The organism is Basilea psittacipulmonis DSM 24701, assembly GCF_000743945.1.
Taxonomy (GTDB): domain Bacteria; phylum Pseudomonadota; class Gammaproteobacteria; order Burkholderiales; family Burkholderiaceae_B; genus Basilea; species Basilea psittacipulmonis.
In genome coordinates this window covers 1,217,298-1,240,902 of sequence record NZ_CP009238.1, presented here as the reverse complement: position 1 = coordinate 1,240,902, position 23,605 = coordinate 1,217,298, and the positions used below count along the sequence as shown (strand labels likewise).

At 39.7% G+C, this 23,605-nt stretch carries 23 protein-coding genes and 1 other RNA gene; 12 read left to right on the top strand and 12 right to left on the bottom strand.

Annotated elements, in window-relative coordinates; genetic code table 11:
- Nucleotides 1–33: 33 nt before the first annotated feature.
- The 7 genes from IX83_RS05370 to argH form a co-directional block, all read right to left on the bottom strand.
- Nucleotides 34–1,584, bottom strand: coding sequence for an ABC transporter substrate-binding protein (locus IX83_RS05370; RefSeq protein ID WP_038499992.1), 1,551 nt, complete (start codon nucleotides 1,582–1,584; stop codon nucleotides 34–36).
- A gap of 11 nt (nucleotides 1,585–1,595) precedes the next feature.
- Nucleotides 1,596–3,326, bottom strand: a complete 1,731-nt coding sequence (locus tag IX83_RS05365; protein ID WP_038499989.1) for a dipeptide ABC transporter ATP-binding protein — start codon at nucleotides 3,324–3,326, stop codon at nucleotides 1,596–1,598.
- Nucleotides 3,327–3,911: 585 nt separating this feature from the next.
- A complete protein-coding gene (gene rpmG / locus IX83_RS05360) occupies nucleotides 3,912–4,079 on the bottom strand; it encodes a 50S ribosomal protein L33 (RefSeq protein ID WP_038499986.1) in 168 nt (55 codons plus the stop codon).
- Between the two features lie 27 nt (nucleotides 4,080–4,106).
- Nucleotides 4,107–4,343 (bottom strand): 50S ribosomal protein L28, encoded by a 237-nt coding sequence (rpmB, locus tag IX83_RS05355; protein WP_038499983.1) that lies wholly within the window; start codon nucleotides 4,341–4,343, stop codon nucleotides 4,107–4,109.
- Between the two features lie 119 nt (nucleotides 4,344–4,462).
- Nucleotides 4,463–5,845 carry an MATE family efflux transporter gene (locus tag IX83_RS05350; RefSeq protein WP_038499980.1) on the bottom strand — a complete coding sequence of 461 codons (1,383 nt, stop codon included), beginning with the start codon at nucleotides 5,843–5,845 and terminating at the stop codon, nucleotides 4,463–4,465.
- Between the two features lie 5 nt (nucleotides 5,846–5,850).
- Nucleotides 5,851–7,605 (bottom strand): hypothetical protein, encoded by a 1,755-nt coding sequence (locus IX83_RS05345; RefSeq protein WP_051919351.1) that lies wholly within the window; start codon nucleotides 7,603–7,605, stop codon nucleotides 5,851–5,853.
- Nucleotides 7,606–7,607: 2 nt separating this feature from the next.
- The gene (gene argH, locus IX83_RS05340; protein WP_038499978.1) at nucleotides 7,608–9,002 is read right to left on the bottom strand and encodes an argininosuccinate lyase; all 1,395 of its coding nucleotides are present in this window, start codon (nucleotides 9,000–9,002) and stop codon (nucleotides 7,608–7,610) included.
- Nucleotides 9,003–9,199: 197 nt separating this feature from the next.
- On the opposite strand from argH, the gene IX83_RS05335 reads away from it, so the two are divergent.
- Genes IX83_RS05335 through IX83_RS05325 form a run of 3 tightly spaced genes read left to right on the top strand, consistent with a single transcriptional unit; the run spans nucleotide 9,200 to nucleotide 11,949 of the window.
- The gene (locus tag IX83_RS05335; protein WP_038499975.1) at nucleotides 9,200–10,864 is read left to right on the top strand and encodes an NAD+ synthase; all 1,665 of its coding nucleotides are present in this window, start codon (nucleotides 9,200–9,202) and stop codon (nucleotides 10,862–10,864) included.
- Nucleotides 10,865–10,876: 12 nt separating this feature from the next.
- A complete protein-coding gene (locus IX83_RS05330; protein ID WP_038499973.1) occupies nucleotides 10,877–11,215 on the top strand; it encodes a P-II family nitrogen regulator in 339 nt (112 codons plus the stop codon).
- Complete coding sequence (locus IX83_RS05325) at nucleotides 11,215–11,949, top strand: pseudouridine synthase (RefSeq protein WP_038499970.1); 735 nt, start codon at nucleotides 11,215–11,217, stop codon at nucleotides 11,947–11,949. The genes IX83_RS05330 and IX83_RS05325 overlap by 1 nt, the downstream gene beginning before the upstream one ends.
- A gap of 86 nt (nucleotides 11,950–12,035) precedes the next feature.
- Here the strand turns inward: IX83_RS05325 and IX83_RS05320 are convergent, their stop codons facing one another.
- Both IX83_RS05320 and xth read right to left on the bottom strand, forming a co-directional pair.
- Nucleotides 12,036–12,569 carry a SecDF P1 head subdomain-containing protein gene (locus IX83_RS05320; RefSeq protein ID WP_038499967.1) on the bottom strand — a complete coding sequence of 178 codons (534 nt, stop codon included), beginning with the start codon at nucleotides 12,567–12,569 and terminating at the stop codon, nucleotides 12,036–12,038.
- Between the two features lie 9 nt (nucleotides 12,570–12,578).
- Nucleotides 12,579–13,352, bottom strand: a complete 774-nt coding sequence (gene xth, locus IX83_RS05315; protein WP_038499963.1) for an exodeoxyribonuclease III — start codon at nucleotides 13,350–13,352, stop codon at nucleotides 12,579–12,581.
- A gap of 223 nt (nucleotides 13,353–13,575) precedes the next feature.
- Between xth and tsaD the strand changes: the two genes are divergently transcribed.
- Nucleotides 13,576–14,604, top strand: coding sequence for a tRNA (adenosine(37)-N6)-threonylcarbamoyltransferase complex transferase subunit TsaD (tsaD, locus tag IX83_RS05310; protein WP_038499961.1), 1,029 nt, complete (start codon nucleotides 13,576–13,578; stop codon nucleotides 14,602–14,604).
- 12 nt (nucleotides 14,605–14,616) lie between these two features.
- Here the strand turns inward: tsaD and plsY are convergent, their stop codons facing one another.
- Nucleotides 14,617–15,246, bottom strand: coding sequence for a glycerol-3-phosphate 1-O-acyltransferase PlsY (gene plsY / locus IX83_RS05305; protein WP_038499960.1), 630 nt, complete (start codon nucleotides 15,244–15,246; stop codon nucleotides 14,617–14,619).
- Between the two features lie 106 nt (nucleotides 15,247–15,352).
- On the opposite strand from plsY, the gene surE reads away from it, so the two are divergent.
- Genes surE through rlmD form a run of 5 tightly spaced genes read left to right on the top strand, consistent with a single transcriptional unit; the run spans nucleotide 15,353 to nucleotide 19,922 of the window.
- A complete protein-coding gene (gene surE / locus IX83_RS05300; RefSeq protein WP_038499958.1) occupies nucleotides 15,353–16,111 on the top strand; it encodes a 5'/3'-nucleotidase SurE in 759 nt (252 codons plus the stop codon).
- A complete protein-coding gene (locus tag IX83_RS05295; protein ID WP_077315812.1) occupies nucleotides 16,096–16,887 on the top strand; it encodes a protein-L-isoaspartate(D-aspartate) O-methyltransferase in 792 nt (263 codons plus the stop codon). The genes surE and IX83_RS05295 overlap by 16 nt, the downstream gene beginning before the upstream one ends.
- 21 nt (nucleotides 16,888–16,908) lie before the next feature.
- On the top strand, nucleotides 16,909–17,736 hold the full coding sequence (locus tag IX83_RS05290) for a peptidoglycan DD-metalloendopeptidase family protein (protein ID WP_167931240.1): 828 nt from the start codon (nucleotides 16,909–16,911) through the stop codon (nucleotides 17,734–17,736).
- A 1-nt stretch (nucleotide 17,737) separates the two neighbouring features.
- Complete coding sequence (locus IX83_RS05285; protein WP_038499956.1) at nucleotides 17,738–18,523, top strand: 3'-5' exonuclease; 786 nt, start codon at nucleotides 17,738–17,740, stop codon at nucleotides 18,521–18,523.
- Between the two features lie 19 nt (nucleotides 18,524–18,542).
- Nucleotides 18,543–19,922, top strand: coding sequence for a 23S rRNA (uracil(1939)-C(5))-methyltransferase RlmD (gene rlmD, locus IX83_RS05280; RefSeq protein WP_051919349.1), 1,380 nt, complete (start codon nucleotides 18,543–18,545; stop codon nucleotides 19,920–19,922).
- Nucleotides 19,923–20,268: 346 nt separating this feature from the next.
- Here the strand turns inward: rlmD and IX83_RS05275 are convergent, their stop codons facing one another.
- On the bottom strand, nucleotides 20,269–20,529 hold the full coding sequence (locus IX83_RS05275; protein WP_038499954.1) for a type B 50S ribosomal protein L31: 261 nt from the start codon (nucleotides 20,527–20,529) through the stop codon (nucleotides 20,269–20,271).
- A gap of 191 nt (nucleotides 20,530–20,720) precedes the next feature.
- On the bottom strand, nucleotides 20,721–21,395 hold the full coding sequence (gene radC, locus IX83_RS05270; protein ID WP_038499952.1) for a RadC family protein: 675 nt from the start codon (nucleotides 21,393–21,395) through the stop codon (nucleotides 20,721–20,723).
- A 65-nt stretch (nucleotides 21,396–21,460) separates the two neighbouring features.
- On the opposite strand from radC, the gene IX83_RS05265 reads away from it, so the two are divergent.
- From IX83_RS05265 to ssrA, 3 genes are all read left to right on the top strand, one after another.
- Nucleotides 21,461–21,919 (top strand): FKBP-type peptidyl-prolyl cis-trans isomerase, encoded by a 459-nt coding sequence (locus IX83_RS05265; protein WP_038499949.1) that lies wholly within the window; start codon nucleotides 21,461–21,463, stop codon nucleotides 21,917–21,919.
- Nucleotides 21,919–22,842, top strand: coding sequence for a 4-hydroxy-3-methylbut-2-enyl diphosphate reductase (ispH, locus tag IX83_RS05260; RefSeq protein ID WP_038499946.1), 924 nt, complete (start codon nucleotides 21,919–21,921; stop codon nucleotides 22,840–22,842). Before IX83_RS05265 ends, ispH begins: the two co-directional genes overlap by 1 nt.
- 203 nt (nucleotides 22,843–23,045) lie before the next feature.
- Nucleotides 23,046–23,375, top strand: a transfer-messenger RNA (tmRNA) gene (ssrA, locus tag IX83_RS08880).
- Nucleotides 23,376–23,605 lie beyond the last annotated feature (230 nt).

The following is a 23,605-nucleotide window of genomic DNA, read 5'->3' as shown; positions in this document are numbered from 1 at the left end:
GACACACCCTGAAAGATGAGATGAATGTAACGCTTACTCTTTGATTTTGAGCTGATCCCACAATGGGAAGTTTTTAAGGTTAACTACTTCATCAAAGTTTTCAATTTTATTGCTCATGCCCCAGTTAAGGTTTTCCCAGTGCAATGGAATGACAACGGCATCATCATATTCAATTTTAGAAACTTCTCTGAGCATTTCGTTACGCTTGTTCGTATCTGTTTCAAAATTAGCATCTTGCACGAGTTTATCAAGTTTGGGGTTGCTATAACCATTACAGTTGTATTGGCCATAGCCAGTTTTTTCATCTCTGGTCATGGTTAAAAATTCGCTAAAGTTTGCTGAATCCATGGTGTCAGAAGACCAGCCAATCAGTTGTAGTCCTGCGGCACATTTATCAAATTCATTCCAGTACTGTGCACGTGGCATAGCATTCAGATCGACTTTGATGTTGATGCGAGATAACATAGCGGAAACGGTTTGAGCGATTTTTTCATCGTTTACGTAACGATCGTTAGGCGAGATGAATGTAACGTTAAATCCTTTTTCATAACCCGCTTCTTTCATGAGTTCTTTGGCCTTTTTCAAATCATAATGAGGTTTCAAGTCTGGATTGTGGCCAGAAAAGCCATCTGGAGAGAATTGAGCGCCAGCGGTGGCATTGCCTCTCATGATTTTTTCAACAATCCCCTCGTTATTGACAGCTGCCACGACGGCTTGTCTGACGCGTACATCTTTAAAAGCAGGCACCACGTTAGCGTTCATTTGGATGGCAATCAATCGATCACTGGGAATAGAGTAGAGTTTGTGGTTTTTATCATCGCGTACACGGTCTAAATCCGTTGGTGGTACAGGATAAATCCAGTCCACATCATTGGATAATAATGCAGATAAACGAGTGGCATTTTCTTTAATAACGACTAAGGTGATTTTATCAACGTTACCTGTGTTAGCTTTGTTCCAATAGTCATCGAAACGCACGTATTCACTACGTTGTCCAGGACGGAAGCTTTGTAACTTGAATGGACCTGTACCAGAAACATGGTGAGAAGCGTAGGTGTTCGATGATTTTTCTACTAAACCTTTGTCTTGGCCATTTTCATCTTTCCCGCTATAGAACTGGCTATCCATCACAACCAAGTATGTCATATTTTGTAATACCAAAGGATAAGGTTCTTTCATGACCAAATCCACTGTGTAGTCATCCACTTTTTTCATTTCAGTGTATGGCTCAAATAAGGCTTTGAAATCGACAGATTGTTTTTCGCGATTAAAGCTGAATATCACATCGTCAGCGGTCATCGTATTGCCACTGTGAAATTTCACGCCTTTTCTTAAATAAAAACGCATGGTTTTGGGATCAATTTGCTCCCAACGTTCAGCTAAACGAGGCTGTGTTTTTAAATGTTGATCGCTATAGACTAATGGCTCAAATAAGGTATAAGCCATTTGCATGGTTTCTTGTGATAGCTGCTCCATCGGGTCCATAGAAACGGGATCCGCACTATAAGCAATCGTTAAGTCTGCTGCATGGGCCGTCGCCCCCAATGTAGCTGAAAGAATCAGTGATAAAAGTGTTTTCTTCATAAAAAGCTCCTTTAGTAAGAATTTCTGCTGTCAAAACGCGGAATTAAGTTAATTAACTCTTGGGTATATAAGTTTTGAGGTGCTTCAAAAATACGGTCACTATCATTGACTTCAACGAGTTCACCTAGTTTTAATACCCCAATACGATGACACATTTGACGAACGACAGGCAAGTCATGACTAATAAAAATCATGCTCAGTTGTAATTCATCTTGTAGATCTTTGAGTAAATTTAAAATTTGAGCTTGTACCGAGACATCCAGAGCGGACGTGGGTTCATCACAGATCAATAGTCTTGGGCGTGTGGCTAAGGCACGAGCAATTGAAATCCTTTGTCGTTGACCACCTGAAAATTCGTGTGGATATTTGTTTCCTGATAGTTTGGATAGGCCCACATAATCGATAAGAGTATCAACGATTTTTGTGACTTCATCTGGTTTGGCTAAGTGATGAAATAAGATAGGTTCAGCGATAATATCTTTAACTTTCATTCTAGGGTTTAACGAAGAGTACGGATTTTGAAAAATCATTTGCATGGCTCTTCGATAAGGTAAACGGGCCTTTTCATTTTTAAGTGAAGTGAGATCCGTTCCCTCAAAAATAATTTGTCCACTATCTGGCGTATATAAACCAGAAATCATGCGGGCAATCGTTGATTTACCTGAACCAGATTCACCCACTAAACCAAAGCACTCGCCTTTTGCAACATGAAAACTTACATCTTTGACGACATGTAAATATCGCCTACGTTGAGGCAGTAAGGAATGCTGAATACAGAATTTTAGATTGATGTGATTCACTTGTAAGATGTCGTCATAATTGACGGCGATATCTTCGTCGGTTTTAGTGCCTAACCAATGTTCAGAGATGTTCAAAGTTTGATGCGTCGCCCCTTCTTCAATGTAGCTGACCAAAGGAAAACGTTCAATTTTCTTTTCTGACGGCGGGACAGCAGAAATCAGACTTTTAGTATAGTTATGTTGGGGTTGTGTTAACACTTGATGGGTGGGACCAATCTCCATTAATTCGCCACGATAGGTAACCATCACACGGTCCGTGATTTTTGAGACCACGCCCATATTATGGGTCACTAAAATACAGCCAACATCATGTTCTTTACAGAGTTTTTTGATAAGTTGCAAAATTTGATCTTGGATAGATACATCCAGTGCCGTAGTCGGTTCATCGGCAATAATTAGCTTAGGATCGGTTGATAATGCAATAGCGATTACTACGCGTTGACGCATACCTCCAGAAAACTCGTGTGGATACTGAGTTAAACGCAGTTCTGGATTATTAATGCCGACACTATTGAGCAAATGGATTGCTTTTTCATAAGCTTCGTTTTTTGATAGGTTTAAATGAATAAACATCGGCTCCATCAGCTGTTCGCCGATCGTTAGTAAAGGATTTAAAGAGGTCATTGGGTCTTGAAAAATAAAGCCAATGTCTTTGCCTCGAATCTTTCTTAACGTTTCTTCATCAAGTGTTTGTAGGGATTGACCGTCTAAATATGCTTCACCAGAAGTCACTTTGCCTGGTGGTGTTAATAAGCCTGTGATAGCGTTGCCAATCGTGGATTTTCCAGCACCAGACTCTCCTACGATACCGAGAATTTCGCCTCTGTTTAAGTTAAATGATATATGTTTGATAGCATGAAAGGTACCGTGCCGAGTTGGGTAACTGACTTCTAAATTTTTAACTTCTAATAGAAGTGGGGAATGTGTTATTTGCTCATTCATGTCGTTCTGTCTTTTTATCGCGTTTTCTCCATTTGACTAAGTTTATATGAATTTATAGAAGATTGCATGAATAAATTTAGACAAAAAATAATTTCTGTCTTTGAAAACAAGCGATTGGTTTTTAGGTGGTTGATATTTAATGATAAAAAAACTTAAATTTCTGGTATTAGGATTTTTCCTAATAAAGGGGGTAGAAAGTGAAAAAGAGCCTGTAATCATCAGATGTTGAAGTGATGGATGAGAAAATAATCTGTATTGGAGTGCTTTTGAAAGAACGAATCGTCTGATAATAAGTGTTTAAGTGGCTTAATAAGTGGATGGTGGGTGGATATTACAGTTTAGGATGTGGAGGGGTGGGGGGGGGTAAGAACGTGTTACAAAAAGACTTCTCGGCGGGTTAAGCGGATGAAGTTCTTCAAACGGGAAAACATAAAGATAAAAAGCATTAGAAGAATAATATCCCGTTTGATCAAGCGGATGAATAGAGAATGAGGGAGGGGTAAAGCTTTAGGAAAAATGATGGTAAGAAAATCGGCGTGGTAAATAAAAAGCCCCAGAAATAAGGTTCTGAGGCTTCTTGAATGATTATTTCAACTTCGTTTCTTTGTATTCAACGTGTTGACGTTTTACTGGATCGTACTTTTTGATAACCATTTTTTCAGGCATCGTACGTTTGTTCTTCGTCGTAGTGTAGAAGTGACCAGTACCAGCAGTAGATTCAAGTTTGATTTTTTCACGAATACCTTTAGCCATTTGTAAACTCCTTATTTAAAAATTGGCTTAAACTTTTTGGCCATTGGCACGCATTTCAGCTAATACTGCATCAATGCCTTTTTTGTCAATTGTACGCAAAGCGTTAGTTGATAAGCGTAAACGAACCCAGCGGTTTTCACTTTCAACCCAAAAGCGACGGCTTTGTAAGTTAGGTAAAAAACGACGACGAGTCTTGTTCTGTGCGTGTGAAACGTTGTTTCCCGACATTGGGCGTTTGCCGGTTAATTGGCATACTTTAGCCATAATAAATACCTCATTAAGTTATAGATTCGATTTTTGGCCCGAATCTGCCTTCTAAAAAAAACACCTAAAATTTAGGTAAACGATAATTTTATATGAATTTTGATAATAAATCAATATATTTAGTTAAATTTTTCCAAAGGTATTTTTTTGATGTAGCGGAAATACCAAATACATAACATACTGCCACATATAAACAAGGCGATACTACACATTATCCATAAGTCTGCAATACCTTTTGGCACGTGAGGGGTTGCCCATGTATTGATAAAGGCTAAGAGGTTGCTGTCTTGGTAATAACCAAAATACCATCCGCCGCCTAAACCAAAAATAAAGAGTATTAGTGTTTGTAATACAAAAGGTGTGGTGGCGATTTTGTAAGCCCTTAAAATATTGGCCATCATACATTGCAATACATCGGATAAATGAAAAAAGGGCATGATACACAATAAGCCTGCAATAATGGCTTTCGTCTCATCGATATTCGTATAGGCGGCGATAATATGATCTTTAAATAAAGTCGTTACGACTACGGTAAATAGACCCACAGAAAAAGCCAAGATGAAGCTGTCGCGAACGATTTGATTGATTCGTTCTTGATTTTGTTGGGCAATCGTATAAGCGATAATCGAACAACTGGCAATACCTAAAGACATGGGAAACATATAAAATACTGCCGCTAAATTGGCCATGATTTGATGGGCACCCGAAACGAATTTGCCTTCATTTGCTGCAAGTAATGCCATCAGTGTAAAAGAGCTAACTTCTACTAAATATGAGCCTCCCATGGGTAATCCAAGCTTTAAAATTTCTTTTTGTGCTTGCCAACATGGTCTAAAAGATGAAAATTTTAATTGCGTGTAAAAGTGAGCGTTTTTGATGACCCAAAATCCTAGAAAAAACATTATCCATGCGACTAAACAGCTTGATATGGCGGCACCTGTACTACCCATAGGTTGAATGAAAAACCATCCAAAAATAAATAGATAATTAAAGATGCCTTTGAAAACCATAGAGATGAGGTTAATGTACATAATCATCTGAGGTTTTTGCATGGAGGTGCAAAGGGCGTATTGAACACGAAAAAGGTTGCTAGCAAGCAAAGAAAGGGTATTGATCGATAAATACACTTTGATTTCTTTTAGGACTTGATCATCTAGGTCAACGCTCAACATCCATAAGAATATTTCAGGGTGCAGTAGGATAATGGCACCAATAATCGAGAAAAATATGGCAAACCAATATCCTTGTACGACAAAATAACTGATTTTATCGTAATCTTTTTTGCCAAACAGTTGCGAGCAAATAGGGATAAGTGCTTCTAATAGCCCTAATTGAGAGATATAGACCGTTACATAAATGGATGTTGCTAGGGACATCGCTTGTAGTGAATCTGGACTGTAATGTCCTAGCATGGCCGTATCCATAACGCCGAATGACATAGACGCTAAAGAAGTGATGTAAATAGGGGCAGTTTGTTTGGCAATGGTTTTAAATATACTCATGTTTATTATTTGTGTAACAACATAAAATGCTCATATCTGTCGGTTTTTCGTGCGCCTTCCCATACGACTTTATCGCTTTGACGAAGGGTATTAATGATTAAAGCATCATGACGTTTATGAGTTTGTACCAGTGTGTAAGTGCAAGCGGGATTCTCAGAAAAACGCAGATGTGCGAATACTTCAAAAGCCGCTCTTTGTCCAATACCGATATGTGAGGCATTGATGCAGGCATCTTGGGGCAGTTGCTTAACGACATCGGCTAATGCTAAGGTGACTTCTTGATAACTGCGATTGTAATTAATGGCAGGCAACCATAATAATGCCAACATAATCCAAGATAAAATAAGGCCTCCTGCAGATAACACGAGTCCACGCCACAATGCACTGGGTTTAAGTTTTAAACGCCATGAAACCAGCATCACCCACAAAATGGTCACGACAATACTGCCACATAAGGCCCAAAAAGACGGAAATAGGTTATAGCCATTTAATAAACGAATAATATTGAAGTGAAGTTTTGTAGGCCATCCGAAATATAAAGCAAACCAACCTAGCCATATAGCCACTAAGGTTAACGAAATCACCATGATGGCAAACCAGTCGATAGCATTGATAATATTTCTACGTAAGGTCGGAATCGCCATGGCGGCTAACGATGCCATAGGAATAACGCTAAATGCAAGAGAGTGAAGTTTATGATCATCATTGAAAACCAGTGACAACACAAAGGCCGTGATAAAAAAGACGGTTGGAATCCAAATATGAGGCGACAAAAGATAGTGTCTCCAACGATATAAAGCCATTAAGGCAAAAGGCCAAATGGGCCAATAAAACCAAAAACTATCTCTAAATTTACTGAAAAAATCGCTGATTCGGTCCAATTTTATCGCTGATAATGTTTGTTGAAGCCATTGATCAAGTGATAAAGAAATAGGATGATAAGTACTTAATGCGTAGGCTAATACGAGCAAACTTAAAATGATGGAGATAACAAGTGCCATTAATAAGCTTGCTTTGGATGGTTGGGTGTAAATATTAGGAGTGCCCATCAGTATGCAAGAAGTGATAAACACGGCGATGCAAGCTATCCATTCATGATTAAGTAATAAGCCAGTGAATCCTGCTAAAAGCCAGAAAAAGGCGATATAGGGGCGATCCAGTAAGCGACAAAAACCATAAAAGCATAAGGAAACTAAAGCTAAGGTTACTGGAAATCCTGATGTCTCGTGCAAAGGAACGATAATGCCAAGTGTGGCAATAACGAACATAAATGCAACGTCTGCTAACATTCTGCCGTAGTCTCTGGGGTGTGGTTCGCCACCGAAAGGTAGTGCAATTGGCTGACATTCTTTTCGACGAGATAGTAGGTAAGTGCCATACCATACCCCGTATAAGATAAGGGTAATGTAAAGAAAGTTAGCTAAACGAGCGGCGATAATGATCGCTTCGTCTGCTTGGGTAAATAGTGCAATAAAAGGGCTGAATACTTTGATAAAAATAGCCCCTATCCATGCGGTGATCAAGCCTTCATTCGGATAAAGTAGGCCACCAACTTGAGGCATTAAATCGCTAAAATTATGTTCCGCAACATGAATCATGGTGGATAAACCGACTAAATCAGGTGTTTTCCATGGTTCACGATAAAAAAGACCAAAAAAAGTATATAAGAATATGGCAAAAACAAGTGCTTTTCTGGGGAGTTTTCGAGTAGCCGGCTCGGTTAATCGGGCCGGACTACTTTTGGGAATGTAATTCATCATGTTTATTCATTAAGAATGGAGTGAGCTTCAATTAATACTCTTTCAGGAGCAGTGCCACCGATATGTTTACGTGCTGAAACAGAACCTTCTAATGTTAAGAATTGGAACACATCTTCACCGATACTAGGGTGGAGTGTTTGAAGTTCAGCCAATGATAAATCCGCTAAATCACAACCTTTTTCTTCACATTGACGAACCGCTAGAGCAACCGTTTCATGAGCATCTCTAAAAGGCATGCCTTTTCTAACAAGATAGTCGGCTAGGTCTGTTGCGGTCGAAAAACCTTCTTTGGCGGCAGTTTCCATACGTTCTTTTTTGACACGAATACCTGGAATCATATCGACAAAAATTGTTAAGGTATCTCTGATCGTATCGGCTGAATCAAAAAGTCCCTCTTTGTCTTCTTGATTATCTTTGTTATATGTTAATGGTTGGCCTTTCATCAAGGTAAGCAATGCTTGAAGATGTCCGTAAACACGACCTGTTTTGCCACGGGCTAGTTCAGGAACATCTGGGTTTTTCTTCTGAGGCATAATAGAACTACCTGTGCAAAAACGATCCGCTAAGTCGATAAATCCGATACGAGGACTCATCCATAAAACCAGTTCTTCTGAAAAACGGGAAATATGCATCATGATTAATGAAGCGGCGGCTACAAATTCAATGGCAAAATCGCGGTCAGATACGGCATCCAGCGAGTTTACGCAAACCGAGTCAAAACCAAGCGTTTGGGCCACTCTTTGACGATCGATAGGCCAAGTGGTTCCTGCCAAAGCGGCCGCACCCAGTGGTAGTCTGTTTGTGCGTTTTCGACAATCTTCTAAACGTTCAATATCGCGACCAAACATCTCGGCATACGCAAGCATGTGATGGCCAAAGGTAATGGGCTGAGCCACTTGTAAATGCGTAAACCCAGGCATAATCGTTGCATGTTCTTTTACCGCTAAGGTTGCTAATGCTTTGCGTAGTGCTTTTAGCAACACGATGATATGGTCAATTTCATTTCTTAACCAAAGACGAATATCGGTGGCAACCTGATCGTTGCGAGAACGCCCAGTATGAAGTCGTTTACCTGCATCACCAATAAGTTCAACTAAGCGTTTTTCAATGTTTAAATGTACATCTTCCAGATCTAATAACCATTCAAACTGGCCAGATTGGATTTCGGCGGTAATTTGAGCCATCCCTTTTTGGATATTAGCGTAATCATCTGAGGTGATAACGCCCACGTGGGCTAGCATTTCAGCATGAGCTAAAGAACCTTGTATATCAAATAAAGCCAATCGTTTATCAAAAAAAACAGAAGCGGTATATCGTTTTACTAAATCTGAAACAGGTTCTGAAAAACGAGCAGACCAAGCTTGAGACTTGTTATCAAATTGGTTTTTATTCGACATAAAAAATTCCTGAAAGTAAGTTATCTAAAATTAAACTAGTGTAATTATAGCTAAGCTAAGCTTATCATGTAATAATAATAGTCAATTGATTTTGAAACGACACGGTCTCATTTGAAGATGATGAATGGGATTTGAAGCAAGGATTTAAGGGTGCGTTTAAAATAAGTGACTTGATATTGATAGAACCCCAATTGAACATGAATACGAAAGATAAAGACTCATTAATCATTAGTTATGCCCAACTTAACGCTACAGTTGGTGATTTTAAGAAAAACAAAAAAAGAATTTTAGATGCCGTTCATCAAGCGTCAAATCGTCATGCCAAGGTATTGTTGTTGCCAGAACTGATGTTATCAGGTTATCCCACGGAAGATTTAATGCTAAGAACTGATTTTATTAAAAATCAATCTTTGGCATTAAATGAATTGAAAACAGCATTAACACAGTATCCTGATATATATGTTATTTTGGGGCTGATTGATTTTGATGAAAGTCGTCAATGTTATTACAACACCGCGGTTTGTATCAAAAATGGTGAGTTAGTGGCCACATATTATAAACACGAACTTCCTAATTATGCGGTGTTTGATGAAAAACGATACTTTACCCCTGGACAAACCCCTTGTGTACTGGAGATCGATGGACATAAGTTTGGTATCGCCATCTGTGAGGATATTTGGTTTGAACATATTGCCCAAACATACGAAAAACTAGGCGTTGAAACCATCTTATCATTGAATGCGTCTCCGTTTACCTACTCAAAAGTCTCCGAACGACTAGCGGTGATACAGAAAAACATCGTTTCGCGCGGTTTAAACTGTGTTTACGTCAATATGGTGGGTGGTCAAGATGAACTGGTGTTTGATGGTTCTTCGATGGTGGTGAATGCAGATGGTGTCATCGCGGATGAATTGCCAGACTGTCAAGAGTCCATCGGATTTGTTTCTCTAAACGGAACTAAATGGTCGGCGAAAACTTGTATCCCATTAGAACAAGAACCTGTATTGGCTCATGATAAATCGATAGAAGCTAGAATTTGGCGTTGTTTGTGCATGGCGACGCGAGATTATGTTCATAAGACAGGTTTTAAAGATATTGTATTGGGATTATCGGGTGGAATCGATTCAGCGGTGGTATTGGCTATCGCTCATGATGCTTTAGGAAGTGAACATTGTCGAGCTGTGATGATGCCTTCACGATATACGGCTGATATTTCTTTGTTGGATGCGGCTAAAATGGCTAAAGACCTGAATGTTACGTATCATGAAATTGAAATCGCTCCTATGATGCAAAGTTTTGCTTCTGCATTATCTCCTATTTTTGCGGGTCTCAAAGAAGATACGACTGAAGAAAATTTACAGGCAAGAATTCGAGGTAATTTATTGATGGCCCTGTCTAATAAGTTCGGATCCTTGGTGTTGACAACAGGGAATAAGTCGGAATTAGCGACGGGTTACTGTACGCTTTATGGTGATATGGTGGGTGCTTACGCCGTGATTAAAGATGTGTATAAAACATTGGTGTATGATTTGGCAAAATGGCGTAATCAGCACAGTCCCGTTATTCCTGAACGTATCATCACTAGACCCCCATCTGCAGAACTAAGAGATAATCAGGTCGATCAAGACAGTTTGCCAGAGTATGACGTATTAGATGCGATATTACGGTATATGGTAGAGAAAAATGAGTCCTCAAGTGAGATTATCGCTCGAGGATTTAAACAAGAAGAGGTGCTTAAAGTAGCTCGTTTATTGAAGATAAATGAATACAAAAGACGACAAGGAGCGATAGGTCCTAAAATTACCAGTCGTGCGTTTGGTAGAGATTGGCGTTATCCTATTGCACAATCGTATTATTTTTAAGGAAAGTGTGTTATGAAACTTATTATGGCAATCATTAAACCTTTTAAGTTGGATGAAGTACGCGAAGCGTTGTCAGGCTTGGGTGTCAGTGGTCTAACCGTTACGGAAGTAAAAGGATTTGGTCGTCAAAAAGGCCATACAGAGCTGTATCGTGGTGCTGAGTATGTGGTCGATTTTTTACCTAAAATTAAAATAGAACTGGTGGTGGATGATAGCATGGTAGATTCTGCTTTAGAAGCGATTAGTAATGCCGCCAGAACGGGTAAGATCGGGGATGGTAAGATTTTTGTCATGCCAGTAGAAAATGCGATTCGCATTCGTACTAATGAATCAGGTGATAGTGCATTGTGATGTCTAGCGATCAATCTGCTCAACGAATTTCAAAATTACTTGCTCAACGCGGACTTTGTTCACGTCGAGAGGCCGATACGTATTTAGAAAATGGATGGGTTCTCGTCAATGGAGAGGTAGCACAACTGGGGCAAAAAGCCTTTGCAGATGATGTTATCACCTTAAATAAACAAGCATTGCGAACCCAATCACAAAGAGTCACCATTGTTCTTCATAAACCAGTGGGGTATGTGTCTGGGCAAGCTGAGAAAACATATTTACCTGCTAGTGTGCTGGTAAAAAAAGAGAATCAATATGAAAAGGATACTCAAGCTTTTTCATCAAAACATCTTAAAGGATTGGCTCCTGCAGGACGTTTAGATATTGATTCTACGGGATTGTTAATTTTGACTCAGGATGGAACGATTGCTAAGCAGATAATTGGTGATGATTCAGATATTGAAAAAGAGTATTTGGTGCGTGTAAAAGGTCGTTTAATCGAAAATGGTTTGGCCTTGTTAAATCATGGTTTGAGCTTAGATGGAAAGCCTTTAAAACCAGCCAAAGTAACATGGCAAAATAAAGATCAATTAAAGTTCATATTAAAAGAGGGAAAGAAACGTCAGATACGAAGAATGTGTGAATTGGTGGGGTTGAAAGTAGTGGGTCTAAAACGTGTCAGAATTGGACGAGTAAGACTAGGCGACTTGCCACTGGGTAAATGGCGTTATTTAAATCCGCATGAACGGTTTTAAAAAATCGTGTCGTGGTGACAAAATCGGGGGCTGAACATCGCCCCCGAATTGCTTTTCTCATGGTGTTAAATGAGTTTAACGATTCGTTATTCCCCATCTAAAATTTGTTCTTGTAAAGCACTTGCTTGAAAAGCGTTTGACATCGGAATATCTAACTCGTCCGAAGCGATGCTATTGATTTTTAATAGTGATACGATTTGATTTTTACTACTGACGACAAGATACTTGCCTTGATAATCACGAGTAATCGATTCAAGTTTTCTGGCTCCAGCATCGTTCAGCGTGAGAACTACCCAAGCTTTACCCGATTTTTTGTTTGCTTTTGCAGTGACGTTTTCTAAATCGTTACGGGTAATATAAAGATTGGGATGGGCATAAATCGTCTGTTCTTTGACTTGTAACTCATCCGTAAAATCAAAACCAGGTCGAGTAGAGGCCAATTTAATCACAAAACTTGACTCAGTATCATCCGATTGGCTGGATTGAAGATTGCTATCAATTAATTGATAATTAGGTGCAAAGTATGTGGATGATGTTTTGGGGTACAGTTCAACAGTCTCACAAGCCGTGAGAATCAGTGAAAGACCAGCGATTAACAATAGATTCTTATTGAATAACATAATGTTTCCTTATGATAAAAATGTGGCGACAACTGGCGTGTGATCAGATGGTTTTTCATTTTTTCGTGGTGCTTTGTCAATCACGCAAGCATGACATTCATTCACCAACGATTGACTAATAAGAATATGATCAATTCTTAATCCCGCGTTTCTTCTAAAGCTCATCATACGATAGTCCCACCAAGAAAAGCTTTTTTCTTCTTGTTCAAATAAACGAAACGCATCATGCAATCCCAAGTCCAGTAAGTGTTGAAACGCCATACGTTCTGCTTCTGAAATTAGAATAGGACCTTTGTATCCTGAGTGAATATCTTGGTCTTGAGGCGCAATATTAAAGTCTCCGTTCAATACGAGTTTAGGATGTTGTTGTAATTGTTCGGCGACCCAGTGATTCAGTGCTTTGAACCAAGATAGTTTGTAATGGTATTTTTCACTTTCAATATCACTGCCATTAGGACAATAGGCACAAATAACTCGAACATTACCGATAGGAGCGGAAACGGTAGCGGTTACTAAACGTTTTTGGGTATCCTCAAAATAAGGATTGTTGTAAATTATATCGCTCAATGGATAACGTGAAATAATGGCAACACCGTTATAGGTTTTTTGACCTATCCACGCACAATGAAATCCTTTTTCCTCAAATCGTTCTTGGGGGAATAAAGGGGTATCCATTTTTAGTTCTTGTAAACACAGTACGTCGCATTCGGATTCATCCAACCACGCTAATACCTGTTCAAGTCTTACTTTGAGTGAATTGACATTCCAAGTGGCAAGTTTCATATTTTTCCTTTTTAATTTTGCTATTTTAGCAAATATCATTCAAGAAAAAGAATGATGATGTTTTTTTATTTTTTTACAAATAAATGGGTGTATCTGGAGACGGTGATGTAAGCGAGGTTTGAAGGCACTGTTTATAAACTGACTACAAGATAAGCAGATGTATGATGTGCGGGTTTTATTAGAGTAAAATAGTATCTTTGTCTGAATAATGAATGCTCAAATAATGAATATACTTGCTTTTGAAAGCTCTTGTGATGAAACAGGTGTGGCTATCTATCATTTAGAAAAAGGGCTATTGGCTCATACGCTACACAGTCAAATCGATATGCATAGGGCTTATGGTGGCGTGGTCCCAGAACTGGCTTCTCGCGATCATATTCGAAGAATCATGCCATTATTGCAAACCTGTTATGAACAAGCAGGGGTGACTTTAAACGATATTGATGTCATTGCCTATACCGCAGGTCCAGGTTTGGGCGGTGCTTTGTTGGTGGGGGCTTCTTTTGCTCAAGCATTAGCTTATGCGAGAAAGATCCCAACTGTAGCGATTCATCATTTAGAGGGGCATTTATTATCTCCTTTAATGGGCGAAGAAGTGCCAGAGTTTCCTTTTGTGGCCTTGTTGGTGTCGGGTGGCCATACCCAAATTATGCAGGTCAATGGGGTGGGTGATTATATATTGTTAGGCGAAACCTTGGATGATGCGGCTGGCGAGGCATTTGATAAATCCGCTAAATTAATGGGGTTAAGTTATCCAGGTGGCCCGGTTCTTGCCAAAATGGCGGCTCATGGAAATCCTAAGGCCTATGATTTACCTCGTCCTATGAAGCACAGTGGCGACCTTGATTTTTCTTTTAGTGGTTTAAAAACAGCGGTACTGACATTAACTAAAAAATTAGAAAAAGAGGGGAAATCGATTGACGATAATGATGTGGCGGCCTCGATACAAGCGGCGATTATTGATATTTTGGGCTCAAAATCTATCGCGGCGATGAAGCAAACAGGCTTAAAACGATTGGTGGTTGCAGGAGGAGTGGGGGCCAACTTGCAGTTACGTTCTTTTTTGACAGAAGAGATGAAAAAATTAGGCGGATCGGTTTATTTTCCGCCATTGGCCTTATGTACTGATAATGGTGCGATGATTGCACATGCGGCTGCATTAAGAATTCGTGCGGGGTTGTTAGATATCAATAAGCTGGATTATCGCACGGAAATTCATCCTCGCTGGGATTTGGCTAGTTATCAGACATGAATGCGATGATGTTTATTTCTGGCGTTTTTTAAAACCGCTTTCTTGGCCGTTTAATAGTTTTTGGATATTCGTTTTATGGCGATAAAGCAATACTAGCACCATGATAATCAGACAGATCTGAGTGGTAAGGTTAAAGTCACCAAATAGCGAACCCGTGCCTAAGGCGTAGATTGCAGGGGCACATACAGCGGCGATAATAGCGGCTAAAGAAGAGTAGCCAGTGATGAAAGCAACAGCTATCCAGATAAATAAAACGATGAATGCTAAAAGTGGGTGAAGTCCTAATAACACGCCTAAAGAGGTGGAAACACCTTTGCCACCTTTGAATTTTAAGAAAATAGAGTAGATGTGTCCTAAAAACGCTCCTAACAAAGAATAGGCAATGAGGTTTTCAGATAGTTGGTACTGATCGACTAATACCCAGTGACAAAAAGCAACAGGGATAAAGCCTTTTATCATATCGCCTAAAAGGGTCAAAGCGGCCGCTTTTTTATTACCCGTTCGTAGTACATTCGTAGCACCTGGATTTCCTGAACCAAAGTTTCTGGGATCGTCTAATTTAAACGCTTTAGAAACAATGACGGCAAAAGGTATGGATCCTAAAAGAAAAGAGACTACAAAAACTAATAAAGCAAGAGACATATCAATACATCATGTTGACACCAATCTTTTTATTTTAAGCGAATTGCGGGCAGAAAAAATGTTTTTTCTTGTTGATGTTTTAAAATAGCTTTCGGAGGTTATTTTGATGAAACATATTTTATTGTCTAATGATGATGGGTATTCTGCATTGGGTTTAGAAGCACTTGCGGAACGATTGAAAACTTTTGCAAAAGTCACTGTAATCGCACCAGAGGTTAATCATAGTGGGGCTTCTAATTCCTTAACCTTATCACGTCCCATGTTTGTTCATCAATCTAAAAACGGTTTTTATTATGTCAATGGTACGCCTAGTGATTGTGTTCATTTGGCATTGACGAGTCTGTTAAGCTCACCTCCAGACTTGGTGGTTTCGGGCATTAATAATGGTGCTAATCTGGGTGAAGACACCCTATATTCAGGTACGGTAGCAGCTGCCACAGAGGGCTTTTTGTTTGGAATTCCCGCGATCGCTTTATCGTTGACCCAAAAAGGATGGCCGAATTTAACTAAGGTAGCTGATATTGCCGCTGAACTTGTAAAATCCGCTTTAGACAACCCTGTATCAGATGTATTGATGAATATTAATTTTCCAGTGAAAGATACATATAGTGTTGAAGATGTGGAAATCACTCGATTGGGCCGAAGACATCCGTCAGAACCCGCCCAAGAAACGTATCATCCCTCTGGTGAGCGTATGTATTGGATTGGCCCTTGTGGTCAGATTAAAGACAGTCAAGAGGGAACGGATTTTTATGCCATTAATCAAGGGAAAATCTCTTTGACCCCTTTAAAGATAGATTTAACCAATAATGAAAAAATGACACAGATGAGGGATTGGAAAAAAAGCATATGCAAAAAAGGATAAAAATCACCAATAGTAATGCCAGTATTATCCAACGTTCGTCTGGTCAAAAAGGCATCTTAACTCAAAATGCGGATAATCAGATTCGCAGAATTCCCTCTTTGGAGGCGGCTTCAACGCGTTATGTGAACAATGCGTCGTATGGGTTAAGACAAAGACAGGCGATGATTGATGAGTTACAAAGTTTGGGTATAAGGGATGAACGGGTATTACAGGCGATGAAAACCATCCCGAGACATCTGTTTGTTAGTCAGTTTTTGCAAAAAGAGGCCTATAAGAATCGCAACCTGCCTATTGGATATGACCAAACCATTTCACAGCCTTATGTGGTTGCCAAAATGATTGAGTTGATTGCACAAGCACGTCGTGACAAGGTATTGGAAATTGGTACGGGATGTGGTTATCAAGCGGCAGTGTTAGGAAAGGTTTTTAAACAAGTGGTTTCTATAGAAAGAATAGAAGCACTTTATAACGAATCGAGCCGACGTTTAAAAGCATTAAACCTAGATGTAAATGTTACAATAAAATATGGTGATGGTATGTTGGGCTGTGAACAATATGCCCCGTATGATGCCATTATTTTAGCGGCGGCAGGCATAAAAATTCCTTCTGTATTACTGAACCAAATGGCAGTAGGAGGCTGTTTGATCGCTCCAGTGGGCGACCAAGATAAACAATGTCTGGTGTGGGTAAAACGAATTTCGGAAACCGAGTGGACACAAGAAAAACGGGAGGATGTTTTTTTTGTTCCTTTATTATCTGGGTTACAATCTATTTAGTGAATTAAAAGAGCATATTCTATGAGATATTTACGTTTTGTAATGGGTGTATCGTTGACGAGCATGATGGCGGCATGTACGACCAATAATCCTGCTCCAATTACCTCGATTTGGCAAAATTCATCAACACAAAAAAGCGTCGTTAGTACAACGATTTCCAATGCCGTTTCTTCGATTAATCAAGCGACAAAAACCACGCAAGAGTCTGTCGAGAAAGTAAAAAAAGCGGCAACCTACTATAAGGTAAAAGCGGGTGATACGCTTTATAGCATTGCCAAACGTTCAAACACCGATTTGGCCACGCTTAAAAGTATAAATCGTTTAAGTGATGCCTCAAAATTATCGGTGGGACAGCAATTATTGTTGCCATCGAAAGCGGATGTCACTAATCAGGTTGAAAAAGTAGCGTCAGCAGAGAAAGTTCAAACTCAAGTGACCCCAACAACTAAACATACTACTCAAGAGAAAGCTAAGGAAACCGTTGCTACTAGCGGTTCTTGGGCATGGCCTACTAAAGGTAAAGTTATCCGTTCATTTAGTGCAAGTTCACGCGGTATTGATATTTCTGGTAAAGAGGGGCAGCCTGTTTATGCCACCGCTAATGGTACCGTCAGTTATGCAGGTAATGGCTTACGTGGCTACGGTAATTTGATTTTGATTGTGCATGCGAATAAATATATTTCAGCTTACGCACACAATCAGAAACTATTAGTTAAAAAAGGCCAGCAGGTTAAGAAAGGTGAACAAATCGCTACATTAGGAAAAACGGATACCGATACTCCTAAATTGCATTTTGAAATTCGTCGTGATGGCACACCTGTGAACCCGTTAAATTATTTGTCTCACTAATATGTCGCATGTTTTAGTTTTTGATTTAGAAACGGTCCCTGATGTGCAAGGTCTTAAAAGATTGCATGCCGATCTTGCACATTTGACGGATGATGTAGAAGTGATCAAAAAAGCAACGGAACGATTGCAGGAAGAGAAAGGGACTGATTTTTTTCCTTTGCACCTACAAAAAATTGTCACTATCTCTTGTGTTTTTCGAGGGGGCAAAGAACCGTTATCCGTCCGTTCGCTTGGTTCAGAAAACAGTAGTGAAGAAGAACTCATTCAGCAGTTTTTCAAAATTATTGACTTTTATTCTCCTCGATTAGTGTCTTGGAACGGTAACGGATTTGATTTGCCTGTATTGCATTATCGTTCTTTGATTCATAAGATTGCTAGCCAAACTTACTGGGATACAGGCGATCATGAAAGAGATAAGAAATATAACAATTATTTGTCTCGTTATCACACCAAACATATCGATTTGATGGATTCTTTAGCCAAGTTAAGTGGTCGAAATGCACCGCTTGATCAGATGGCCAAACTTTGTGGTTACCCAGGAAAATTAGACATGGATGGTAGCCAAGTATGGCAACAGTGGTATAGTGGCCAATCAAAAGCCGTACGCGATTATTGTGAAACGGATGTGATGAATACTTGGTTGTTGTATTGTCGATTTTTATATATCAAAGGCGATATTTTTGATCGAGCTTACGAGGAAGAAATGAATTTGGCTCGTTCGCTGGTTCAAGAACTTGCCAAAACCCACGCCCATTGGCAAGATTTCTTGGATGCTTGGGTAGATTAATCTTTTATACTAATTTGTCATGACAGAATTATTTTTAATTGAATCTTTAGATTTAGAGGCCAGAGGTATTGCTCGTAGAGATGGAAAAACGATATTTGTAGAAGGTGCTTTGCCTGGAGAATACGTTGAAGCAGAGGTGTTTCGCAAAAAACCATCTTATGAAATAGCGAAAACAATTAAAGTGATTAAGTCTTCCTCTGCTAGAGTTACCCCAAAATGTGAACACTTTGGTGTGTGTGGTGGCTGTGCTATGCAGCATATCGATCCCAGCACTCAAGTGGCCATTAAACAGCAAGCATTAGAGGATGCGTTTAAACATATTGCTAAAGTTACTATTCCACAGGTATTGCCTCCCATTCATGGGCCAGCTTGGCATTATCGTTATCGTGCTCGTTTATCGGTTAGATATGTTGAGAAAAAAGGCGGTATTCTTATTGGGTTTCATGAACGAAAAAGTCGCTATGTGGCTGATAATCATACCTGTCCTATTTTGCCGAAAGCTGTTTCGGACATGTTGATGCCGTTGAGAACACTGATTGGTTCTTTGAGTAATTTTGAAAGAATTCCCCAAATTGAATTGGCAATGGGTGACAAAATTGTTTTGGTACTTCGTCATCTGGAGCCTTTCTCTGCAGAGGATTTTGAAAAATTAGATAAGTTTGCCCAAGACTATCAAGTTAGTTGGTGGTTACAAGAAAAAGGGCCTGATACGGTAAAACCATTGCATGAAGAGGATCGTGCTTTGCTTGCTTATACCTTGCCCCAATTTAACTTGCGAATGAACTATCGTCCGACGGATTTTACCCAGGTCAATCATCAGATTAATCGAGTGTTAATTGCTCGAGCATTGAGTTTATTAGAGGCTGATAAGAACGACCGCGTGGCAGATTTGTTTTGCGGTTTAGGAAACTTTACTTTGCCACTGGCTACTCAAGCAAAAGAAGTGGTGGGTATTGAGGGTTCCAGTGCGTTAACCGATCGTGCATTAAGTGCCGCTCAAGTACATGGTTTAGATAAGAAAACTCGTTTTACAACACTGAATTTATTTGAGGTAGATGTTCAGTGGTTGAGAGATTTGGGATATTTTGATCGAATGTTGATTGATCCGCCTCGAGAGGGAGCTTTGGCGGTTAGTCGAGCATTAGCAAAATTAGATACACACGAACGTCCAAAACGAATCGTGTATGTTTCCTGTAATCCGTCAACATTGGCTCGAGATACCGCTATTTTAGTAAGAGTAGGCGGATATAAGTTAATGAAAGCAGGGGTAGTGAATATGTTCCCTCATACCTCTCATGTGGAGTCTATTGCAGTGTTTGAAGCGGGTGAAAAACCTTTAGAAGTGGAAGAAGAGATTGACGTAGAAACTCAGTCTGACACACCCGTTGATGAGGTGTAAAGTAGTTTAAGAGAAGTTAAACGAATCATTTACGCAAAAAAAGACACGTTAGATGACGTGTCTTTTTTTAGATAGGTTTCAAAAATAAGAAATGATGAGGCTTGATGTTGGTTGATGGTGGAGGGGCGTGGTGACTCAAGATGAGGTTGGGGGAAGCGTTTTCAGTGTAAGTGGGGGCGTGCTGACTCAAGATGAGGTTGGGTTGAAGCGTTTTCAGCGCAAGTGGGTGCTGACTCAAGATGAGGTTGGAGGTGAAATGTTTTCAGTGGAAGTGGGTGGTGTGGTGACTGAAATAAAAAAGCCTGCCAAGCAATTAGCTCGCAGGCTTTTAGGTATAAAGAATCTATTATTTCTTCAACGCACCAGTTTTGCCAGCAAAACGAGCACGGAACTTCTCAACACGACCTGTTTCAACAATACGTGTCTGTGCACCCGTGTAGAATGGGTGAGATTCTGAAGTAACGTCACACTTGTACAAAGGATAAGTAACGCCATCGATATCAATCGTTTCACGTGTAACAGCAGTAGAACGAGTGATGATTTTTGTGCCGGTTTGTACGTCTAAAAATACAACGTCACGATATTCTGGGTGAATGCCTTCTTTCATTTTAAAATCCTCTAAAAACAGGTCGCCAATTGCGTCTCATACACAATCACGTTCCAAAAGCCAACCATTTTACTTCATTTAATTGTTTTTGTCTAGTGTTTTCATTTAAGTAGCGTTTTTTAGACAAGAGTTTTTTAAACATGTCCACAATAGCATTTGATAGACATGACTTAGACTCGACATCCGTCATGTTATGAAAGATGGCCTAGTTCTGCTAAGGAAATGGCTTCGCATTGTGTCACGATAATATGATCGAGTAAATGAATGTTCACCAGTTGTAAAGTGCTTTTGATTTTTTTGGTGATGTTAATATCGGCCAAACTAGGAGTGCATGAGCCAGACGGGTGGTTATGAGCCAAAATAACGCTGTAGGCATGATTTTTCAAAGCATGTTTAATGATTTCTCTAGGATAGATAGCCGTTTCATCAATTGTGCCAAACGAAATTTTTTGCATGCAAATAAGCTGATTGCTCGCATTGAGAAACAGGGCGATACAATGTTCTATAGATTGTTGACCGATTTCTTTGATGCAGTAACGTTTCACTATATCAGGGGTATTTAGCACATTGTGTTCGGTCAATTGCTCGTGCAAAGATCGTTGTGCCAATTCATTAATCGCTTTGAGTTTGGCAATTTTTGCTTTACCTAAACCCGAAAAGCTTTCTAAATCAGATTCTGTGGCCTCAAGTAATTTACTAAAACTGCCAAAGTGCTGGATTAATTCTTTACTAAAGGGAATAACTGATTTTCCTTTGCAACCCGTGCCTAGAATGACAGCAAGAAGTTCTGCATTGGTTAGCGTACTGGCACCGTATTTGAATAAACGTTCTCTCGGTCTTTCATCAAATGTTTGTTTAACTTCCATGAATTATCCTTTAAAATAGCAACGACAAATTTTTATTAGCATAATGCAAGATAGAGAATATAAATATGAGCGATACTGAAATCATCCAAGAGAATTCATACCTAACATTACACTATCGAATTACCTTAAATTCAGGTGAGGGCAAGGGACAGGTGTTTATCGATACGTTTGTCGATAGACCTGCAACCATTCAGTTAGGTGCTGAACAGTGGATTTCAGCCATGGAAAAACATCTTTACGGACATAAAGTAGGCGATGAGTTTTCTTTTGAACTTAATGAGGCGTTTGGCCAACATAATGCTGAGTTGGTTAAATCTGTTTCAAAATCTGAGTTAGAAAGCGGTTCTACAGAGGATAATCCTTTGTTTGAGCCGGGAGAAATGATACAGTTTAATGCAGATGATGGGGCTAGTTACGCTGGCATTATTCAGGAAGTAGGCGAAGATTACGTGATCTTAGATTTTAATCATCCGTTTGCAGGTAAAAACTTAAAGGTAGATGTTAAGATTCTGGGAGTATTGTAATGTCCGATATCTTGTTGGCTGAACCACGGGGTTTCTGTGCGGGTGTCGATCGTGCTATTGAAATCGTTGAACGTGCGTTAGAAATTCACGGAGCACCTATTTATGTGCGACATGAAATTGTGCATAATCGTTTTGTGGTACAAAGCCTTAGAGATAAAGGTGCCATTTTTATTAATGAATTGAATGAAGTGCCTGAAGATGCCATTGTTATTTTTTCAGCACATGGTGTCTCACAGGCTGTTCGCGAAGAAGCCGAAAAGCGTGGGTTAAGAGTCTTTGATGCAACCTGTCCGTTAGTGACCAAAGTTCATAAAGAAGTTAGAAAAATGCACGCGGATGGTTATGAAATTATTATGATTGGTCATAAAGGCCATCCTGAAGTTGAGGGAACATTAGGGCAGGCTCAAGGACGCATTCATTTAGTGGAAACGCCTCAAGATGTCGAGTTGTTGCAGGTGACTCAAACAGAACGTTTGGCTTTCGTTACCCAGACGACGTTATCGGTAGATGATGCGGCAAGCGTTGCCAATGCTTTGCGTCAGCGATTTCCTAATATTGTGGAACCGCACAAAAGTGATATTTGTTATGCCACTCAAAATCGTCAAGATGCCGTTAAAATGATTGCTCCCAAGTGTGATCTATTCTTTGTGGTTGGTAGCATCAATAGCTCAAATTCTAATCGTTTAAGAGAAGTCGCTGATAGATTAGGATGCGAGGCGTATTTAATCGATGGAGCAAGTTCCATTGACCCAAAATGGTTGGAGGGTAAGCAACATATTGGGATTACGGCAGGTGCATCTGCTCCAGAAGTCTTGGTGCAAGAAGTACTGCTAAGATTAAAAGAGTTAGGGGCGATTTCTGTAAGACGAGTCAAAGGTGTGGAAGAAAACGTTCGTTTTCCATTGCCCAAAGAGTTAAAGTAAATCATGTGCCGAATGTAATGCGGTGCTTGCTTTGGTAAATGCTAATTTGTATTATTTCATCACTTGTTTTATGAAATGATAGACTTTGATTTTCTGCTAATTCCTCTCTGTTACTGATGTCAGGGTAAGAAAAGGCGGAAAAAGAGTTCAACGGATATAAAAAAATGTTTCAGGTACGCATCTCATCTGATGAGATCGATTAAAGAAGCGATTTTTTTGTATCATGATGGCAAGAATAATTGTATAATATACATTAAGCTGTATATCTGGTTGACTGAAGGTTTTCTGGACGCGGGTTCAATTCCCGCCGTCTCCACCAAAAGTTGTTTTACATGAGACTGCTTTTGATGGGGACGTACTGGTTTCGACAGGGAAAGATAGGGAGATCGGCAGCCGGTAGGCGAAGACCGTAAATCTAGCAAATTTATAAATGCAAACGACGAAAACTTTGCATTGGCTGCTTGATTAGTTCAGCCAGGAGTGTGACCCACTTGGCAACAGAATAGGTCAAAGGGGCTTTGCCCCTTTTTTTATGTCTATTATTCCCTCATTTCTTTTATTTGCACGATATAACAACTGATATTTCACATTCGCATTTAATGTAGGCAAAAGCTTACCGACCATCCGCATGTATTCGATGGATGGGATGTGAGTGTATAACAAGCGATATTTCACGGTCATTCGCTTTTAATGTAGGCAGAAGCTTACCGACCAACCGCATGTATTCGGTGGATGTGATGTGAGTGGGTGACAAGCAATATTT

What these genes read in the sequence shown, in the direction of transcription:
- IX83_RS05370 (WP_038499992.1), bottom strand. Translation starts at nt 1,584, where the DNA reads ATGAAGAAAACACTTTTATCACTGATTCTTTCAGCTACATTGGGGGCG.
- xth (WP_038499963.1), bottom strand. Translation starts at nt 13,352, where the DNA reads ATGAAACTTGCCACTTGGAATGTCAATTCACTCAAAGTAAGACTTGAA.
- IX83_RS05325 (WP_038499970.1), top strand. Translation starts at nt 11,215, where the DNA reads ATGTCTAGCGATCAATCTGCTCAACGAATTTCAAAATTACTTGCTCAA.
- surE (WP_038499958.1), top strand. Translation starts at nt 15,353, where the DNA reads ATGAAACATATTTTATTGTCTAATGATGATGGGTATTCTGCATTGGGT.
- plsY (WP_038499960.1), bottom strand. Translation starts at nt 15,246, where the DNA reads ATGTCTCTTGCTTTATTAGTTTTTGTAGTCTCTTTTCTTTTAGGATCC.
- radC (WP_038499952.1), bottom strand. Translation starts at nt 21,395, where the DNA reads ATGGAAGTTAAACAAACATTTGATGAAAGACCGAGAGAACGTTTATTC.
- IX83_RS05335 (WP_038499975.1), top strand. Translation starts at nt 9,200, where the DNA reads ATGAATACGAAAGATAAAGACTCATTAATCATTAGTTATGCCCAACTT.
- IX83_RS05290 (WP_167931240.1), top strand. Translation starts at nt 16,909, where the DNA reads ATGAGATATTTACGTTTTGTAATGGGTGTATCGTTGACGAGCATGATG.
- IX83_RS05345 (WP_051919351.1), bottom strand. Translation starts at nt 7,605, where the DNA reads ATGATGAATTACATTCCCAAAAGTAGTCCGGCCCGATTAACCGAGCCG.
- rlmD (WP_051919349.1), top strand. Translation starts at nt 18,543, where the DNA reads ATGACAGAATTATTTTTAATTGAATCTTTAGATTTAGAGGCCAGAGGT.
- IX83_RS05295 (WP_077315812.1), top strand. Translation starts at nt 16,096, where the DNA reads ATGCAAAAAAGGATAAAAATCACCAATAGTAATGCCAGTATTATCCAA.
- rpmG (WP_038499986.1), bottom strand. Translation starts at nt 4,079, where the DNA reads ATGGCTAAAGGTATTCGTGAAAAAATCAAACTTGAATCTACTGCTGGT.
- IX83_RS05275 (WP_038499954.1), bottom strand. Translation starts at nt 20,529, where the DNA reads ATGAAAGAAGGCATTCACCCAGAATATCGTGACGTTGTATTTTTAGAC.
- IX83_RS05350 (WP_038499980.1), bottom strand. Translation starts at nt 5,845, where the DNA reads ATGAGTATATTTAAAACCATTGCCAAACAAACTGCCCCTATTTACATC.
- IX83_RS05265 (WP_038499949.1), top strand. Translation starts at nt 21,461, where the DNA reads ATGAGCGATACTGAAATCATCCAAGAGAATTCATACCTAACATTACAC.
- IX83_RS05330 (WP_038499973.1), top strand. Translation starts at nt 10,877, where the DNA reads ATGAAACTTATTATGGCAATCATTAAACCTTTTAAGTTGGATGAAGTA.
- IX83_RS05320 (WP_038499967.1), bottom strand. Translation starts at nt 12,569, where the DNA reads ATGTTATTCAATAAGAATCTATTGTTAATCGCTGGTCTTTCACTGATT.
- rpmB (WP_038499983.1), bottom strand. Translation starts at nt 4,343, where the DNA reads ATGGCTAAAGTATGCCAATTAACCGGCAAACGCCCAATGTCGGGAAAC.
- ispH (WP_038499946.1), top strand. Translation starts at nt 21,919, where the DNA reads ATGTCCGATATCTTGTTGGCTGAACCACGGGGTTTCTGTGCGGGTGTC.
- IX83_RS05285 (WP_038499956.1), top strand. Translation starts at nt 17,738, where the DNA reads ATGTCGCATGTTTTAGTTTTTGATTTAGAAACGGTCCCTGATGTGCAA.
- IX83_RS05365 (WP_038499989.1), bottom strand. Translation starts at nt 3,326, where the DNA reads ATGAATGAGCAAATAACACATTCCCCACTTCTATTAGAAGTTAAAAAT.
- tsaD (WP_038499961.1), top strand. Translation starts at nt 13,576, where the DNA reads ATGAATATACTTGCTTTTGAAAGCTCTTGTGATGAAACAGGTGTGGCT.
- argH (WP_038499978.1), bottom strand. Translation starts at nt 9,002, where the DNA reads ATGTCGAATAAAAACCAATTTGATAACAAGTCTCAAGCTTGGTCTGCT.